The 17,339-nt window shown below is 40.6% G+C and carries 14 protein-coding genes and 1 tRNA gene; 8 read left to right on the forward strand and 7 right to left on the reverse strand.

From position 1 onward, the window contains the following. Positions 1-11 precede the first annotated feature (11 nt). The 4 genes from CYP05_RS08860 to CYP05_RS08875 all read right to left on the reverse strand — a co-directional run bounded on the left by CYP05_RS08860 (position 12) and on the right by CYP05_RS08875 (position 4,527). A complete protein-coding gene (locus tag CYP05_RS08860; protein WP_103568613.1) occupies positions 12-797 on the reverse strand; it encodes a TatD family hydrolase in 786 nt (261 codons plus the stop codon). Continuing rightward, positions 794-2,050 carry a diguanylate cyclase gene (locus CYP05_RS08865; RefSeq protein WP_103642663.1) on the reverse strand — a complete coding sequence of 419 codons (1,257 nt, stop codon included), beginning with the start codon at positions 2,048-2,050 and terminating at the stop codon, positions 794-796. The genes CYP05_RS08860 and CYP05_RS08865 overlap by 4 nt, the downstream gene beginning before the upstream one ends. 88 nt (positions 2,051-2,138) lie before the next feature. Then, positions 2,139-3,659, reverse strand: coding sequence for an AAA family ATPase (locus CYP05_RS08870; RefSeq protein ID WP_181001200.1), 1,521 nt, complete (start codon positions 3,657-3,659; stop codon positions 2,139-2,141). Further along, on the reverse strand, positions 3,652-4,527 hold the full coding sequence (locus tag CYP05_RS08875) for an NAD(+) kinase (RefSeq protein ID WP_103642664.1): 876 nt from the start codon (positions 4,525-4,527) through the stop codon (positions 3,652-3,654). The genes CYP05_RS08870 and CYP05_RS08875 overlap by 8 nt, the downstream gene beginning before the upstream one ends. 92 nt (positions 4,528-4,619) lie before the next feature. Here CYP05_RS08875 and aspS point away from each other — a divergent pair, with 92 nt between their 5' ends. From aspS to CYP05_RS08900, 5 genes are all read left to right on the forward strand, one after another. Further along, positions 4,620-6,377, forward strand: coding sequence for an aspartate--tRNA ligase (aspS, locus tag CYP05_RS08880; RefSeq protein ID WP_103642665.1), 1,758 nt, complete (start codon positions 4,620-4,622; stop codon positions 6,375-6,377). A 184-nt stretch (positions 6,378-6,561) separates the two neighbouring features. Continuing rightward, positions 6,562-7,131, forward strand: a complete 570-nt coding sequence (locus tag CYP05_RS08885; protein WP_004317610.1) for an adenylate kinase — start codon at positions 6,562-6,564, stop codon at positions 7,129-7,131. A 106-nt stretch (positions 7,132-7,237) separates the two neighbouring features. Next, the gene (locus CYP05_RS08890) at positions 7,238-7,576 is read left to right on the forward strand and encodes a NirD/YgiW/YdeI family stress tolerance protein (RefSeq protein ID WP_103642666.1); all 339 of its coding nucleotides are present in this window, start codon (positions 7,238-7,240) and stop codon (positions 7,574-7,576) included. 69 nt (positions 7,577-7,645) lie between these two features. Then, positions 7,646-8,164, forward strand: coding sequence for an inorganic diphosphatase (gene ppa / locus CYP05_RS08895; protein WP_103642667.1), 519 nt, complete (start codon positions 7,646-7,648; stop codon positions 8,162-8,164). A gap of 124 nt (positions 8,165-8,288) precedes the next feature. Beyond that, positions 8,289-8,365, forward strand: a tRNA-Ile gene (locus tag CYP05_RS08900). Between the two features lie 100 nt (positions 8,366-8,465). On the opposite strand, the gene CYP05_RS08905 is transcribed toward CYP05_RS08900, so the two are convergent. Then, on the reverse strand, positions 8,466-12,104 hold the full coding sequence (locus CYP05_RS08905) for a S6 family peptidase (RefSeq protein WP_103642668.1): 3,639 nt from the start codon (positions 12,102-12,104) through the stop codon (positions 8,466-8,468). A gap of 324 nt (positions 12,105-12,428) precedes the next feature. Here CYP05_RS08905 and CYP05_RS08910 point away from each other — a divergent pair, with 324 nt between their 5' ends. The 3 genes from CYP05_RS08910 to nifB are packed head-to-tail and all read left to right on the forward strand — an operon-like array spanning position 12,429 to position 14,921. Next, the gene (locus CYP05_RS08910) at positions 12,429-13,289 is read left to right on the forward strand and encodes a substrate-binding domain-containing protein (protein WP_103642669.1); all 861 of its coding nucleotides are present in this window, start codon (positions 12,429-12,431) and stop codon (positions 13,287-13,289) included. Next, on the forward strand, positions 13,282-14,094 hold the full coding sequence (locus CYP05_RS08915; protein WP_103642670.1) for a 4Fe-4S binding protein: 813 nt from the start codon (positions 13,282-13,284) through the stop codon (positions 14,092-14,094). The genes CYP05_RS08910 and CYP05_RS08915 overlap by 8 nt, the downstream gene beginning before the upstream one ends. Further along, complete coding sequence (gene nifB, locus CYP05_RS08920; protein ID WP_103642671.1) at positions 14,094-14,921, forward strand: nitrogenase cofactor biosynthesis protein NifB; 828 nt, start codon at positions 14,094-14,096, stop codon at positions 14,919-14,921. The genes CYP05_RS08915 and nifB overlap by 1 nt, the downstream gene beginning before the upstream one ends. A gap of 386 nt (positions 14,922-15,307) precedes the next feature. Here the strand turns inward: nifB and CYP05_RS08925 are convergent, their stop codons facing one another. Continuing rightward, complete coding sequence (locus CYP05_RS08925; protein WP_103642672.1) at positions 15,308-16,657, reverse strand: sensor histidine kinase; 1,350 nt, start codon at positions 16,655-16,657, stop codon at positions 15,308-15,310. Continuing rightward, on the reverse strand, positions 16,641-17,300 hold the full coding sequence (locus CYP05_RS08930) for a response regulator transcription factor (RefSeq protein WP_103642673.1): 660 nt from the start codon (positions 17,298-17,300) through the stop codon (positions 16,641-16,643). The genes CYP05_RS08925 and CYP05_RS08930 overlap by 17 nt, the downstream gene beginning before the upstream one ends. Positions 17,301-17,339 lie beyond the last annotated feature (39 nt).

Below are 17,339 nucleotides of genomic sequence, written 5' to 3' on the forward strand. Positions count from 1 at the left end.
ATGCCCAAAATTTAGGCAAAGCACTTAAATAACCTTTTGGCATTATCTGAAGTCATTTTACAAACTACTTCAAATTCAAGGTTTAAAATTTCAGCTATCTTTTTAGCAACAAATGTCGTAAACGCCGGCTCATTTCTCTTACCACGATTTGGTTCTGGCGTGAGATAAGGGGCGTCAGTCTCTATCAATACCCTATCAAAAGGAATTTTTGGCAGAATTTCAACTAAATTCTTAGCGTTTTTAAATGTCAAAACGCCACCTATGCCAAAGTAAAAATTCCCAAATTTGCAAAGCTCCAAAAGAAGTGGCGAGGCATTATAACAATGCAAAACTGCCCCAGCTTCAAGCTTTGGCGCATACTCTTTTAAGATGTTAAAAGAGTCCTCATTAGCCTCTCTGATATGGAGGATAACGGGTTTTTTTAACTCAACTGCCAAATCAAGTTGAGCTAGAAAAACACGTTTTTGATCTTGCTTTTCTCTTATCTTTTCTTCTTCATCTTTTGGCAAGCGGTAGTAGTCAAGCCCACATTCACCGATAGCCACGCACTTTTTATCTTTGGCAAATTCTCTTAAAGTCTCTATATTAAAATTCTCTTTATCATAAGGATGAACTCCAACGGCAAAGAAAATATCATTTTTTTCGTGCGCTATTTTAGCCGCTTTTGGTAAATCATTAATATCAGCTCCAGGGATAATAAAGCCTTTTAGCCCTAAATTTCTGGCTTCAGATAAAATTTGCTCTAGGTCAAAATCATAAACTTTGCTATCCAAATGACAATGCGTATCTATAATCATAAAGCTATTTCTACCCTATTTCTACCATTTTCTTTAGCGACATAAAGCGCTGAGTCGCAAGCTTCAAGCATATCATCTATCTCGCAGTGACCTTTCCCAAAAGAAACCCCGATAGAAACGGTCACTTTTATGGTTTTGTCTTTTATGATCACCTCATTTTCAGCCACTTTTGCTCTTAAATTTACAAAAAATTTAATTGCCTCCTCTTTTGCTATCTTTTTAAGAACGACACAAAACTCCTCACCACCAAACCTAGCGACTACATCTCTTCCTTTTGTATTGTCAATTAGTATCTTTGCGAGTGATTTTAGTATCTTGTCGCCACCATCATGTCCGTATGTGTCATTTATCTTTTTAAGGTGATCTATATCAAGCATAGCAAACGCATAAGGCTCATCAAGCTCTTCAGCTGCTTGGACGTACTCTTCTATATCTTGGTAGAAATATCTTCTATTGTAAGCGCCAGTTAAAAAGTCGCGGTTGGCAAAATTTGCTATCTTATTTATATTTTCCATCGCCTCAATGGTATTATTTACACGGCAAATGAGCTCTTCTTTTGAAAATGGCTTTGCTATAAAGTCGCTAGCTCCATTTTTTAAAAATATCGAAGCATCAGTCTTTTCGCTAGGCGAGGTCATCACGATCACGCCAAGGTGGTTTTTATCTTTCTCTTTTCTAACCTCTTTTAAGACCTCTAAACCATCTTTAACAGGCATTCTATAGTCAGTTATGATTAAATTTATATCAGGATTATCAGCAAAATAGCTCATCGCCTCTTCGCCGTGAGCCGCTGCTAAAACCTTGAACTGAAGGCTAGTTAAGATTTTTTTTATCATATTTCTAAAAGGCAGTGAGTCCTCAACGACTAGAACTTTGTATTGTCTATTTTTGCTTAGTCTGTTTATCATTTGAAAGATATAGTTGATATCATCCATGTTGCCCTTATAGACGTAATCAACTATGTCTTTGTTTATAAAAAATTCTTTCGTCTTATCATCGATGCTACCAGTTAAAACGATAGCACAGAGCCCTTGAGCAAGGACATAATCAACGATCTCGCCATTTGGTGCATCAGGTAAATTTAGATCCAAGATAGTCATAAAATAATCTTTGCCGTGCTCGCTAATTAGCATTTGGGCTTCGGCAAAATCATAAGCAACGTCGATCGCCATATCCTCAATGCTCTTTTCCATCTGCATGACGATTAGCTTCGCAAGTGCCTTATTATCATCAACTACTAGAATTCTTTCCATATTATTCCTGCGATTTTTTATTAAACTAGCTCGGATTTTAACAAATAAACCTAATCACAAAGCTTAAATTTAAAACTTAAATTTCAAGCTATTTTAAAAGTCCTTTGGCGAAATTTATCGCCTCTTCGCTGATATGCTCGCCGCTTATCATACGCGCAAGCTCATTTACACGCTCCTCTTTGTCAAGCTCTCTTACGACTGAGCTCGCGCCGTGACGCTCTACTAAAAAGTGCGAATTTGCTTTTGAGCTAAGCTGAGGCTGGTGCGAAATGGCAAAAATTTGATAGAAATTTGCAAGCTTAAGCAAGACATTTGCGATACTCATCGCCTCTTTTCCACTTAAATTTGCATCTATTTCGTCTAAAATGATGACATCACCGCCAGTTTTTGTGATCTCACTAGAGGCAGCTATAAAAGCCAGCCTTAAGCGGTTTAGCTCGCCTGAGCTTAAATTTTTAAGCGAGGTCTCGTTTAAATTTAGACAAATTTCATCAGCGCCTAAGATATCAAGCTTTTTAGCCTCAATACTCAGCGTGATATCTGGCATATAAAGCTCTTTTAGGTATAAATTTATCATCGCCTCAAGCTCTTTTAAATTTACGCTCCTTGCCTTGCTTAAAGTGCTGGCTAGCTCATTTGCCTTTTTGCTTAAAGTTTCAAATTTCTTCTCTAGCTCGCTCTTTTCAAAGCTTAAATTTTCATATCTGGCAAGCTCTTTTTCCTTTTTAGCAAGCGCTTCTAACGCCTCCTCCTCGCTGCCGTAGCGCCTGATGATGGCATTAAGAGCTTCTATCCTATCAAGCACGCTCTCTACGTCGATATCGTCAAGCTCCTCCATATTTAGGCTATCTCTTGCGACCCTTAGCTCATTCATCGCATCTTCAAAAAAGCCGTTGTCAAGGTCGCTGATACTTAGCGCCTCATTTACGCTGTGCTCTAGCTCAAATATCCGCTCAGCCCTAGCCCACGCTTCATTTATCTTGTCTTTTTTACTAAGCCTTTTTTTAGTCTCCATAAGCTCTTCAAACTCGCCTTTTTTAGGCCCGACACTTCTTATCTTCTCGATCTCAAAGCTAGCAAGCTCCTTTAGCTCCTCGACCTTTTTCTCTTCCTCTTTTATAGTGGCTAGCTCTTTTGAAATTTTAGAAAATTCTAAAAACGCCTCTTCAAATTCCTGCTTTATCTCTTTAAATTTCTCATTTTTTGAAATTTCAAGCCTATCAAGCAAATTTAGAAATTTCTCGTTTTCAAATTCATTTGCCTCTTTTGCCGAGAGATATTTGATGTGCTCGCGCGCCACTTGGGCTAAATTTTTCTTTGAGATGGCTTGTTGGTTTATAAAATATCTCGTGCTCTTGTCTTTTAAAAGCTTGAAAATATTGACCTCTTCGTTTTCTATGCCAAACTCATCAAGCTCAAATTTATGCTCCACGTCAGCTTCTATCAGCCTTGCCTCGCTATCTTTTAGCCCAAAAACAGCCATTATCGCGCCCATCAGCACCGACTTGCCAGCGCCACTAACGCCCGTAAATACGCTAAGACCCTCTTTGAAATTTAGCTCGACATTTTTAAAATTTAGATAATCCTTAATCAAAATTCGATCAATCATTATAACCCCAGTGAAGTTTCTCTTTTAAAATTTGAAAATAATCCCTACCGATATGGCGTATCAGCCTCGCTTTTTTCTCGCTCAGACTCATGCTAACGGCTGAAATTTTACTCATATCAAAGCGGTCTTGTCCGTCTATGACTAAAATGGCGTCGCTATTTGTTCTAAATTTAACCGTGTGGTTTTTCGTAAGCACGACTGGACGCTGCGTGAGCGAGTGCGAGCAGATGGGAGTTAGCGCAAAGACCTCGCTTAGTGGATATATGATAGGACCATTTGCACTCATATTATATGCCGTAGTTCCTGCAGGTGTCGCCACTATGACGCCGTCTCCAAAATATGAGTTAAAATACTTTTCATTTAAAAGTGCCTCGATATGCGTCATCGAGCCACCATTTTTACTAACGATGACTGCGTCGTTAAATGCTATCTTTTGATCACATTTGCCATCATTTTTATGAAGCGTAACATCAAGCATAAAAGGCGTCTCTACCTCAAATTTATCATCAAAAAAGTCTTTAAAAAACTTCTCACTCTCATTTATCGTTATATCTGTCAAAAAGCCGAGCTTGCCAGCGTGTATGCCAAGGATTAGTGGCGAGATGTGAGCTAGCTTTCTGCAAGTTGAGATGATCGTGCCATCTCCACCAAGTGTGATAAGAAATTCGCACTCTTTGGCTAGTTTTATCAGCTCAAAGCCACTTTTTTCTACCTGCTTTGCGCAGTTTTTTTCAAGCAAAATTTCTGCGTTATACTTTTTTAAAATTTTTTCTAGCTTTGCTAAATCCTGCTTAAATAATGGATAATCTTTCGCGATAAGTCCCACTTTTTTGGCGTTTGTGGTATTAAATTTTTGTTCATTTTTCATAGAAATGATTGTAACATATTTTATTTTAACAAAGCTTTTCAAAAGAAAAAAGCGATTATAATTGCCTAAAAAACATTGCAAAGGAGCATTTTATGCGAAGTCATTATTGCACCGATCTTAGTAAAGCTGATATCGGCAAAGAAGTAATACTTTGTGGCTGGGCAAACACATATAGAGACCACGGCGGCGTTGTTTTCATCGACTTAAGAGACGTTAGCGGGCTTATACAATTAGTTTGTGACCCTGCTGACAGCAAAGAAGCACACGACGTGGCTGCAAAAGTAAGAGATGAATATGTCTTAAAAGCAAAAGGAAAAGTAAGAGCTAGAGGCGAAGGACTAACCAATCCAAAGCTAAAAACTGGCGAGATAGAGGTGATAGTAAGCGAGCTAATCATCGAAAATCCAAGCGAGCCACTACCATTTATGATAGGCGATGAGAGCGTAAATGAGGACATCAGGCTAAAATACCGCTTTTTAGACCTTAGAAGCGAGCGCTTGCAAAATATCTTTAAAATTCGTTCTCGTGCTGCGATCGCAGCTAGAAATAGCCTAGATAAAATGGGCTTTATCGAGTTTGAAACTCCAGTTTTAACACGCGCAACTCCAGAAGGTGCGAGAGACTACCTAGTGCCAAGCCGCGTATATCCAGGTCAATTTTATGCGCTTCCGCAAAGCCCACAGCTATTTAAACAACTTTTAATGTGTTCTGGCTTTGATAAGTATTTTCAGATAGCAAAATGCTTCCGCGACGAGGACTTAAGGGCTGATCGCCAACCAGAATTTACTCAAATAGATATCGAAATGAGCTTTGTCGAGCAAGAAGATATCATAAATATGGCTGAAACGATGCTAAAAGATATCTTTAAAGCCTGCGGACACGATATCAAAACGCCATTTAGACGCATGAGCTACAAAGAGGCGACTGAGACTTACGGCTCAGACAAGCCTGATCTTAGATATGATCTAAAAATGATCGATGTGATCGATATTTTCGAGCGCTCAAGCAATGAAATTTTTAGCTCTATCGCAAAAGATAAGAAGAAAAACCGCATAAAAGCGCTAAAAGTGCCAAATGGCGATAATATCTTTAGTAAGCGCGAGATGAATAGATTTGAGGAATTTGTACGTAAATTTGGCGCGCAAGGCCTTGGCTACTTCCAGATGAAAGAAGATGGTTTAAAAGGTCCGCTTTGCAAATTTTTCGAGCAAAGCGATCTTGACGAGATAGTCTCAAGATGTGAGCTAAAGGTTGGCGATGTCGTATTCTTTGGTGCTGGCAAGAAAAAAATCGTGCTTGATTATATGGGACGATTTAGAATTTTCTTAGCTGAGCAAATGGGCATCATCGATCAAGATAGACTTGAGTTTTTATGGGTGCTTGACTTCCCAATGTTTGAGCAAAATGACGATGGCAGCTACTCTGCGATGCACCACCCATTTACAATGCCAAAAAATATAGACGAGCCTGATCTTGAAGATATCCTCTCTATCGCTCACGACGTCGTCTTAAACGGCTTTGAGCTTGGCGGCGGAAGTATAAGAATTCACAAAAACGACATCCAACAAAAAGTCTTTAAGCTTCTTGGCATAGATGAAGCCGAGCAGCGTGAGAAATTTGGCTTCTTGCTTGATGCCTTGACATTTGGTGCGCCTCCACACGGTGGTATCGCGATCGGCTTTGACAGACTAAATATGCTTGTGAATAAAGCAAGCTCGATCCGCGACGTCATAGCCTTCCCTAAAACACAGCGCGCTCAGTGCCCACTCACAAAGGCACCAAGCTACGCTAGCAACGAACAGCTTAGGGAGCTAGGACTAAGGATAAGAGAAAAAGAGCAAAAGAATTAAAATTTTTGCAATAAATTTAGACTTTTAGGTGTCTAAATTTGAGTTATTTTAAAAATTTAAATTTTTGAGATGATTTTGGATGTTGTGCAGAAAATTTCATCCCAAAGCTAGACATATAGTCTGCTGCTGGGTGAAATTTTCAAACTCATTCAAAGGCGCTCAAAAAATATAAAAAAGGGAAAAAATGAAGAATTTATTTTTAATCATCGGCGCTCCAGGCAGCGGCAAAACAACAGACGCATCTATCATTGCACAGCATGATGAGAAATTTGCACACTTTTCAACTGGCGATCTTTTAAGAGCTGAAGTCGCAAGTGGTAGCGAGCTTGGCAAACTAATAGACGGCTTTATCTCAAAAGGAAATTTGGTCCCACTTGACGTTGTCGTAAATGCTATCGTCTCAGCCATCAAAAGCTCAAATAAATCAAACATCATAATCGACGGCTACCCAAGAAGCGTTGAGCAAATGACCGAGCTTGACAAAGTCTTAAGCGAGCAAGATGAAATTTCTCTAAAAGGCGTCATCGAAGTGGATGTCAGCGAAGATGTGGCAAGAGCTAGAGTGCTTGGCCGTGCAAGAGGCGCTGACGATAACAACGAAGTCTTTAACAACCGCATGAAAGTCTATCTTGATCCGATCAAACCTATCCGCAAATTTTACAGCGAAAAAGAGCTACTTCACGTGGTAAATGGCGAGCGTGGCATCGACGAGATCGTAGCTGACATCAAAAATTTACTAGCTAAACTTATATAATTCACAGACCTTGCATCAAAAGGTGCAAGGTCTTAAAACTTACCATTTATTAACACCAAAAATGTAATATCCTTTAAATTTAACAACCAACCAAAAAAGGATAAAAATGAAAAAAATCTTCATCGCTTCACTGGCTGTTAGCATCGCAATGGCTGGAGGCTTTGTCTCAAATCACAAAAGCGAAAATGTTATAAGCGTAAAAGAGGCTTTAAAACTAAATGACGATGCCAAAGTCGTGCTTGAGGGCAAGATAAAGTCACAAATAAAATCAGACAAATATGAATTTATTGATAAAAATGGCGACACTATCATTGTTGAGATTAACAATAACAAGTGGGGCAATGTAACATCTAACGAAGATACGCCTTTAAGGATAAGAGGAGAGGTGGATAAAGAGCTTACAAAAACGAAGATCGACGTAGATAGCGTAGAGGTTGTAAAGTAGTTAAATTTACGAGTATTTAATGCAAAAAATACTAAAATCACGAAAATTTCTAATAAAAAGGACAAATATATGAACGTTTCAAAGATCAAATTTGGCTCAAACCCAGACAAAATCAATGCCGTAATCGAAATACCTTATGGCTCAAATATCAAATACGAGATCGACAAAGATAGCGGTGCAGTCGTAGTTGATCGCGTGCTTTACTCAGCAATGTTCTACCCAGCAAACTACGGCTTTGTGCCAAACACACTTGCAGCTGACGGCGATCCGGCTGATATTTTGGTGCTAAACGAGTATCCACTCCAAGCTGGTAGCGTCATCCCTTGCCGTTTGATAGGCGTTTTGGTGATGGAAGATGAAGCAGGTATGGATGAGAAGCTTTTGGCTGTGCCAGTTACAAAGATCGATCCAAGATATGAGGCGATAAAAAGCTACGAAGATTTGCCAACTGCGACACTAAATAAGATCAAAAATTTCTTTGAAACTTATAAAATTCTTGAGCCAAACAAATGGGTAAAGGTGAAAGAATTTAAAGACGCAAACGCTGCAAAAGAGATTTTAGACGCTGCGATAAAAAATTATAAATAATTTATAAGCCCTATTTTAGGGCTTTTTCTTTTTAAATTTGTTCGTTTTTATACGCCATATTAAAAAGGCTATTTTTATATTTAGATAAGCTTTTTCTTGTATAATACGATTTTCTTTCAACTGTGGGTTCATAGCTCAGTTGGTTAGAGCATCCGGCTCATAACCGGATGGTCCCAGGTTCGAGTCCTGGTGAACCCACCACCTACTTTCAAGTTTTAAATTTCACTATTTTTCATTAGATTTCAAAATTACCAATTTTTACCAATGTCAAAGTGAAATTTAAATCCACTTTGACATAAATTTAAAATTTATACTCGATCTTCAAACCACCACTTATGCCGTAGTTTTTATCATTATCAAGCATCCCGCTTAGCTGAGAAGAGAGAACTAAATTTTCGCTAAGTTTGGTGTCTGAGTTTAAAGTAAGCTTATAGCTTAGCTTATTGTTATCAAGCTTGTAATCAACATATTCATTTGAATTATTAAGCGAAACATAAGACTTATCTTCTGAGTTATATACACTTTGCTTTACTAAAAATTGCACGCTAAAGGCGTTTTTATCGCTATTTAAAGCGTATTCTACTCCCGCTGCTACAGCCACATTAAAGTCATTTATGCTCTTTTGATCATATCTGTCATTTTTAAATCCATCAATGCTATTAGCGCCAAGCTCCAATGCAAGTAGTGGCTTTATGCTTTGCTCAAACTCGCCACTTTTAGAGAGTGAAATTTTATATTTATAGTAGTTGCTTGAGAGGATGCCCCTGCCTTTTACGCTAGCTTTTTGCGCCTCATCTAGGCTGCGTTTTGAGTTTATAAAGGCAAAATTTAAGTTACTTTGTATCTCGTGAGCTCCTCTTTCAAAAAGCCCATACGCACCAAAACTATAAATTTTAGCATCATCTTTTAATACATTTGAGCTAAATTTAGCCTTGCTTACTCCAGCGCTCACGCCTAAGATAAACTCGTCATAACCTCTGTCATAGCCGATATTTGTACCATAAAATTTAAGATCCCCATCGCTTTGTCTATCCTTAAAATAAGCACCATTTACATTTGCCCAGAAGTTGTTTCTCTCCCTGCTAGCTTCTGCTGCTTCATAAGCCATCTTCGCGCTTGGCATGATGTCGCTTTCAAGTCCAGCTAGCTTAAACTGCGAGATATCAGCCTTTGCCCTTAGCCGCGTGATCACGAACAACCTAGAGTTCATCAGCTCATTGCTGTTTTGCAAGGCTTTCATGCTCATTTTGAGCGAAGAAGTAGAAATTTCTTTCATATCTTTGTCGGCTTTTTGGGCTAGTTTTCTTAGCGCCTCGTCGTCACCGCTTGAGATTGCTTGCACAAATTCAGGCGTGCCTTTTAGCATACTTAGGATTTTATTTTCTCTTTGGCTAAATTTAGAAACCCTCTCTTGCACTACATTGGACGAAACGGCTGGATTTTCTCCTTTTTTGTCGCTTAGCTTCATCACGATCTTGCCGTCACTTATGGCGTAGGTCATAAACAAATCCCCAAGTTTTTGTTCGTTGTTAAAGATAGCGCCCTCATTTATGATATTTTGCGCGCTTACTAAAGTATATGTTTTATCAAGCGCCATGCCACCTTTAAGTGCTGCAGTAAAATCAACATCAAATTTCATCCCAGCGCCAAGAGTTAGGACCTTTTTAAAGTCAAGTATCGGCTCATTTTCACTGCCAAAACTCTTTATCTTTAGGCTCTTTTTTATGAGGCTATCAGGCTCAAAGCCAAGCTTTTGCGCACCACCAACCTCTAAATTTTCTACCTCAAATTTACCATCCCCTGAGAGCACATCTTTAGCTAAAGGCGTATCTTTGCCATTTATTACTAGCTCTTTTAGCTTAGTTGCGCCTCCTACTCTTAGCAGACTATCGCTATCCATAACGATTTTATTGTCAAATTTAACGTCTTTAACAAGTAAATTTTTACTCTCAATATACTGGCGATACTTTAAGCCATCATCATAAGTATTTGAGCCATCAAATTTATCTATATAGTGTGTTAGCTCGCCACTTAAATTTATGACCGAGTTTTTAGCTGAGATGTCGCCATTTAGCTTAGCATCTTTACCTATGGTAAGCTCTGATGATTTAAGCTTTATGCCATCTTTTGCACTAAATTTTCTCTCGTCCCAGTCAGGCTGAGAGAGTGTGGATGGGCGAGTTAGATCCATATAGGCTGGCTCGCTTAGACCAGCTGCGGCTATCTTGCTCTTTGCTAGGGGAGTTAAAACGCTAGCATCACCAATGGCGTGCGTCTTTGGATGTCCTTGGAGTGTAACTTTGGCGTTTTCTAGGCTCAAAGCACCATCAATGTCAAATCCTCCGTCAAAAACAAGCTCCTTGCCCTGCCCGCTATGTTTTAGCTCTATATTTTTATCGATGCTTGCGTGAAATATCGTATCTTTGCCACTCTCGCCGTTTATAGCAAGCGTTGCTCTTTGTGAGTTTTCATTTGTTATCTTTGCGTCGCTTGAGTTGGATGATATGTTGTTAAAAGTCTGATTAAAGCCATTTAGTTCAAGCGCTCCGCCACCATTGCCAAAGAAAATTTTATCATTTAAATTTTCATTCACGCCAAGCCTTAAGAGCCCTCTGCCACTTGTTAGATAAATTTTATCAAAGGCATTTAAAGCTCTTAGCTCAACCACACCCTCGCCTAGCCTTAGTGGTTTGTTGCCACTTGAGCTTACTATCAAGCTGCCTTTGCCTAGCTTATGCACGCTTATGTCTGAAGTGACGTTTAAATTTAAACTAGCACCACCAGCTATGTCAAAACCTGCAAATTTTGCTATCTTGCTACCATTTGTGCTATTTAGCGTAAGATCTCCGCTATTTACGACGATACCGCCATGTCCTAAGTCTAGATTAGAGTTTAGCGTGATGTTTGAGCCATTTGCGCTGCTAAATATATTATCTTTATTTTGCACTAGCGCGCTGCCTAGGACATTTACGCCACTTACTAAATTTTCATACTCTTTTTTATAGTCATTAAAATCTCTTGCAGTAACGATAGAAGCGTAGTTTTTATTATCCTCAACTCCGGTTAAAACACCTACTAAGACCCATTTTTGAGCTACCGTGTCATAGACAAAAAACCCAGAGCCACTATCTCCTGGCAAAAGTCTATTTCTAAAGCCTCTGTTTGAAGTCATAAATAGATAAACCCCGGGTTTGCTTACACTTGAGTAATGGCTCTTATAAACCGCCGAGTACGCCACTCCTATCTCATTTACGCTTGCACCAAGTGCGTTATTTACTATATTTTGGTTCTCAAACTCAGTAGCGCTCATCACCTCAGCAAAGCCATCTGAATCGCTCTTTGGCTTTTCAAGAGCAAGTGAGCCAGTGCCAGCCTCGTATGCAAGGATGTTCTCGCCACTAGCTCCGCCGCTATTTTTTATATCTCTAAAACGATCTTCTATCTTGTTTGCATTAGCCTCATCTTTTGCTTGATCTTGGCTAGAGATCTCCAAATTTGGCACATCCAAAGGATCGATCTGCCCTTCGACTATGTATTTTGAAGTGCGAAGATACGTTGTGTCTGCACTATAAAGCTTTTGCGTAGAATTTGTTGCGTATTCATAAAGTGTGTTGCCAAACCAGCCTCTGTTTTCATTAAAATTTGTAGCAGCTGAGGCAAGGAGTGTGTGATTTGCTGTAACTACAAAATTTCGTCCAAGAGCGGTGAAGTTGCCTTTATTGTTTCTTGCGTTGTTGTTTGGGATCTTATTAAACGTAAATTTAGTGCCGTTTCTTTGCGTAAATTCTAGTGGTGCGTCTGTGGCTTTAAAGATGCCTTTATTTTGCGCAAGATCAAGGTAATCTCTATAAAAATTTGTCCCTATATCCATGACCTGAGCGTCTAAGCAGCTACATAAAATGCTAGATAAAACAAGAGAAATGCTAAGATTATTTTTCAAGATAAACCTCCATTTTTAAGATAAATTCCATTTAAATCGCAAAAGGCATTATATACCTTTTTAAACCTTTTGATGACTAAATTCTTAATTATTTTTTGAACTATAAATTTACTTTAGCAAATTTATCCCTGCATCTTTTAAATTTATCTCGATTTTTAAGCTAGCATTTGGCTATAATCACTCAAATTTAGATTGCGGTCGCAATTTACATTTGCATAAATTTACCTTCAACTACCATTTTTGCAAATTTCAAAAGTCAAATTTCACAAGTTTCGCGTGCCGAAAATATCAAATTTACATTTCTAAATCCCAAAAGGAGATTTCGTGGAATTAAAACAAACCGGTATATCACGCCGTGGCTTTTTAAAAGGTGCTTTAGCCACAGCGGCTATTGCCACGCCACAAACGATGCTGGCTGGCTTTACGCCATTTAAGTCTGACTCGCTTCAGGTTTGGTCGTGTGGAGGCTTGTCTGAAGCTTTTAACGAGCTAAACGCCATTTACGAGTCAAGAACAGGGCACAACATCCAATACACCGGCGCCTTTGCTGGCGCTCTTGGCAAGTCGCTTTTAGCACTTCAAAGCACGACCGAGCTCTTTGGAGCAAGGGTTTTAGAGCTTTCTAAAAAACTTCGCAAAGCTGGTCTTAGCCTCCACTTTAGACCACTATGCTTTACTGACTACGTCCTAGTCGTGCCAAAAGGCAATCCTGCAGGCATTCGCGACTTAAAAGACCTTGCAGAGCCAGGAGTTAGAGTGATGCTGCCTCTTAGATCATCGCCCCCTGGCAGTGGCCCAGTCAAAGGGATCTTAAAAAACTCAAACCTCACTGATGCGGTGATGAAAAACATGGTCGCAAATGGATCATGCGTCATAAATATGATGTGCGAGCTAGTTGATGGCAAGGGCGATGCTTCGATCATCGAAAAACGCCTAACAAAGCACGATAGGTTCAAAGACAAGATCGAGTACATGCCCATAGACGAAAAGCTCATCCCACCTGGACCGCTCACTTTTACGCTAAATATAATGAAATATGTAAAAGATGAAAGGCTAGCAAATGACTTTGCAGACTTTGTTTGCGGCACTGAGGGTCAAGAAATTTTTGAAAAACATGGCTTTACCTCCATTTATTCAGCGCGTGGGCTAGAGCTTATAGAAAGGTTTGGTGTAAAAGATGTGTAGTAGCTGTAATAGCGCATGCTCTAATAGCAGTGCATGCGGTAATGTAAATTTAAAAAAGAAAAGCAAAAACTCTCCCACAACAAAGATAAGACGCCTAGTGCAGCTCATCTTTATAGCAGGCATCGGTCAGTGGGCGTATTACGGCATTTTTAGATGCCCTTTTGCAGTGCCTTTTGTAAATTGCCAAAACTGCCCTATCATCACCTGTTGGGGGCGGATCACGTCGCTGTTTTTTGGATTTTGGCTATTTATCCCAGCGCTTGTCATCCTCTTTGGCAGGGCATTTTGTAGCTGGGTCTGTCCAGCAGGCTTTGTCAATCAAATGCTTGGTAAATTTGCCTTTTTCAAGCTAAAAATCCGCAGCAAAAAGCTAATAATCGCTCAAATAGGCATGCTAATTGCCATAGCAATCAGCCTTTGGGTCTATTTCGTCTGGGGCAATCCACGCATGATGATACCTATAAGAACGAGCGACGAGTACCTAACCGCCGTTACTTTGTCACTTCGCTTTGGCGAATGGGAGTGGGTCACTCGCACGGTGATCATCATCTCAGTCATGTTAGCCTCGCTAATCGTAGCTAATCTTTGGTGCCGCTTCGTCTGTCCATCAGGTGGCGTGCTTGAAATTTTGCGTAAATTTTCGATCTTTCGCGTCTATAAAACAAGCGCTTGTGACGACTGCGACGCATGCTTGCGCAAGTGCGAGATGGGGACAAGACCTGATGAGATAAACTGCACAAACTGCGGAGACTGCCTAAATGTCTGCCATGCAAATGCCATTAAATTTGGAAGGAAAAAGAGCTAATGATCTTTCGCACTAAGGCTGATTTAGACAATCACCCATGCTTTAACAAAAAGGCCTCCACTAGCTACGGACGCGTGCATCTGCCAGTAGCACCTCACTGCAACATCCAGTGCAACTTCTGCAACCGCATATATGACTGCGCTAATGAAAATCGCCCTGGCGTAACGGCAAAGGTGCAAACACCAGATGAATCGGTGAAATTTCTAGAAAAGCTCTTTAAATTTAGACAAGACATCTCAGTCATCGGTATCGCTGGACCTGGCGATCCGATGTGCGACGCTGACAAGACGCTAGCGACCTTTGAAAAGTGCAAGTCCCACTTCCCAAACGCCCTGCTCTGCCTCTCGACTAATGGCTTAGCACTGCCTGAGCACGTTGATGAGATCGTGCGCCTTGGCGTGAGCCACGTGACAGTAACTGTTAATGCCGTGACGCCAGATATTGGCTCGAAGGTCTATTCGTGGGTGAGGTATGAGGGTAAAAACTACTACGGCGAGGAGGCTGCTAGGATACTGCTAGCACGCCAGGACGAGGGCATCCGCAAGCTAAAAGAGGCTGGCATGCTAGTAAAGATAAACACCGTAGTCATCCCTGGGGTCAATATAAATCACGTCCAAAGCATCTCGGCAAAGGCAAATCAGTGGGGAGCTGACATAATGAACTGCATGGCGATGATACCGGTGCATGACACCCCTTTTGAAAATTTAAAGTCCCCTTCAACCGAGGAGATCCACCGCATACGAAGATCGATAGGCGGCGATATAGACCAGATGACGCACTGCAGTAGATGCCGCGCTGATGCATGTGGCAAACTTGGCGAAAGATAACGATAAAAGACACTAAATTTAGTGTCTTTTTGCATTTTGTTTTTTGCTCGCGTGGCTTGTGGCTCTGGGCTAAATTTTGTAAAGCTTGCTAGATATCAAAGTTATAAAAGGCATAGAAAAGAGTGGTTTATTCGTAGCTAGAATGAGTTTTGCTCAAAATCAAAGTGGCTAAAATTTCTTTATAAAAGCTTTACATCTTTTTACAAGCTCTTTTAAAAGCCATTTAAGCAGGCTTTTAATCACACATCTTAATACTTTAGCTCAATCCTTATCTATCTCGTAACTTTGATACTCTTGTGCTTATAAATAGACGTCATTTTGTGTGAAATTTAAATTCGCTCTTATGTTTGTTTTGCTCTTGTATAAATTTTGTCTTAGCAAACTGCCTAAATTTTCACTTCTTTTAAATTTATAAGCTCAAATTCTGCCCAAAATTCGCTGCCTGCTTCGCTTTTTACGCCAAGCTTTGCGCCGTGAATTTTAGCGATGTTTGCAGCAATAGCTAGGCCAAGACCGCTGCCTGTGTTTAGACTTTTGTTTCTTGAGCTATTGGCTTGGTAAAATTTATTCCAGATTAGCTCGCTATCTTTTTTAGAGATGCCCATGCCATCGTCTTTTACAGACAAAAGTGCGTGCGTTTTTGATACGCTTAAATTTAGCTCGATCTTAGCCACTGCAAATTTAAGAGCGTTGCTTAAAAAGTTATCCACCAGCCTTGATATCATCAGCTCATCGCCGAGGATTACGGCATCTTGTGCTACAACGCAGCTAAATTTTAGCCCCTTTGCACTTACTAGCTTCTCATAATCACTGGCTAAATTTTGCAAGATAGAGCTTAAATTTATACTTTTTAGATGTAAATTTCTGCCAGCTTCTAGCCTCGAGAGCTCCAAAATTTGATCTATCAACGAGGTGATCTTTCTTGACTGCCTAGAGATGACCTCCAGCGACTCCTTGGCCTCGTCCAAATTTTGCGAGTAATTTTTAGCGTAGTCGCTCTCAGCCATTATGACAGATAGCGGCGTTCGCAGCTCGTGCGAGACGTCTGAAGTGAGCTGTTTCTCGCTTTGATAGACCTTTTCGAGGGAGTCTAGCATCTGGTTAAAAACGCTTGCAAGCGCGTGCAGCTCGTCTTTGCCAGCAGGCAGGTCTATGCGCTTTGAAAAGTCACGGCTGCTGCCTATCTCAAGCGCAGTTTTAGACATCGTAGCAACTGGCTTCATCGCGTTTTTTATCGTTTTATAGCCGCCGTAAAGCACGAAGAGAAACAAAACCGGCACAAAAACACCAAGAGCCAGTAAGAATAGCCCCTCTTTTTTGAAAAATTTCTCCGCATTTATCACTCCTCTGACCCAGACTTCTTTACCTCTAGCTGCGATATCGTAGTAGTAAAAACGGTTTTCGCCGTTTTCAAAAAGACGGACTGCGCCGCTGTTCATTTTAAGTGAAATTTGAAAGCGCTTTGGCGCTAGACCGCCGATCACATCGCCTTTCGCGTTATATTTTATAAAAAATATCCCATCATCGTATGGCTCAAACTCATCCATGTCATTGGCTATTTTGGTGACTGATTTGGCTAGCTTTTTTTGGCTCACATCCTCAAAAACCTCATCCGCCACGACCGCCGAGATAGCAATGAGAGCCGCCACGATAGCGATGATAAAAAACGAGTACCAAAGCGTTACGCGCGCGGTTATCGGAATGTTTGCAAGCGCTTGCTTAATCCTTAACAACATAGCCAAGCCCTCTTTTAGTCTGGATCACCTCGCACTCGCCAAGCTTTTTTCTTATGTTTTTTATAAGCACGTCAATGACGTTTGAGCCGCCCGTGTAGTCAAAGTCCCAGACGTGCTCTTTGATCTGGTCGCGAGTTAAAATTCTGCCCTTATTTAGCATCAAAAACTCTAAAATTTCATACTCTTTGCCAGTTAGCTCTACCTGCTCGCCGCTAAATTCGACTGACTTTTTAGAAAGGTCGATCTTTAGCTCACCTGCGCAAATTTCACTAGCCACGTTGCCGCTGTTTCGGCGAATGAGCGTGCGCACCCTAGCTAGCAGCTCCTTAAAGTCAAATGGCTTGACCAAGTAGTCATCCGCGCCAGCGTCAAGCCCCTTTACAACGTCGTCCACATCGTCCTTTGCCGTTAGTATCAGCACAGGGGTGGCAAGCTTTGCGGCGCGCGATCTTTGCAAAAATGTAAGTCCGTCCATCACTGGCATCATAAGATCAAGCACGATAAGATCGTAGTGCGCGACGGCAGTAAAGTCCATCGCCTCCTCGCCGTTAAACGCGCTATCTACGCTATATCCGTTTTTCTTTAGGTGCCTTGTGATGACGCTATTTAGGTCCATTTCATCCTCGACGACTAAAATTTTCATCCCTGCCTTACCTGCCTCACTTGGTTTTGCTAGCTATTT

Source organism: Campylobacter concisus, assembly GCF_002913545.1.
In the GTDB taxonomy this organism is placed as follows: domain Bacteria; phylum Campylobacterota; class Campylobacteria; order Campylobacterales; family Campylobacteraceae; genus Campylobacter_A; species Campylobacter_A concisus_AV.

Bases quoted from the DNA above. Each gene is read 5' to 3' on its own strand.
- CYP05_RS08875 (WP_103642664.1), bottom strand. From the start codon at position 4,527: ATGAAAAATGAACAAAAATTTAATACCACAAACGCCAAAAAAGTGGGA.
- CYP05_RS08870 (WP_181001200.1), bottom strand. From the start codon at position 3,659: ATGATTGATCGAATTTTGATTAAGGATTATCTAAATTTTAAAAATGTC.
- CYP05_RS08885 (WP_004317610.1), top strand. From the start codon at position 6,562: ATGAAGAATTTATTTTTAATCATCGGCGCTCCAGGCAGCGGCAAAACA.
- CYP05_RS08865 (WP_103642663.1), bottom strand. From the start codon at position 2,050: ATGGAAAGAATTCTAGTAGTTGATGATAATAAGGCACTTGCGAAGCTA.
- CYP05_RS08930 (WP_103642673.1), bottom strand. From the start codon at position 17,300: ATGAAAATTTTAGTCGTCGAGGATGAAATGGACCTAAATAGCGTCATC.
- nifB (WP_103642671.1), top strand. From the start codon at position 14,094: ATGATCTTTCGCACTAAGGCTGATTTAGACAATCACCCATGCTTTAAC.
- CYP05_RS08890 (WP_103642666.1), top strand. From the start codon at position 7,238: ATGAAAAAAATCTTCATCGCTTCACTGGCTGTTAGCATCGCAATGGCT.
- CYP05_RS08915 (WP_103642670.1), top strand. From the start codon at position 13,282: ATGTGTAGTAGCTGTAATAGCGCATGCTCTAATAGCAGTGCATGCGGT.
- ppa (WP_103642667.1), top strand. From the start codon at position 7,646: ATGAACGTTTCAAAGATCAAATTTGGCTCAAACCCAGACAAAATCAAT.
- aspS (WP_103642665.1), top strand. From the start codon at position 4,620: ATGCGAAGTCATTATTGCACCGATCTTAGTAAAGCTGATATCGGCAAA.
- CYP05_RS08860 (WP_103568613.1), bottom strand. From the start codon at position 797: ATGATTATAGATACGCATTGTCATTTGGATAGCAAAGTTTATGATTTT.
- CYP05_RS08925 (WP_103642672.1), bottom strand. From the start codon at position 16,657: ATGTTGTTAAGGATTAAGCAAGCGCTTGCAAACATTCCGATAACCGCG.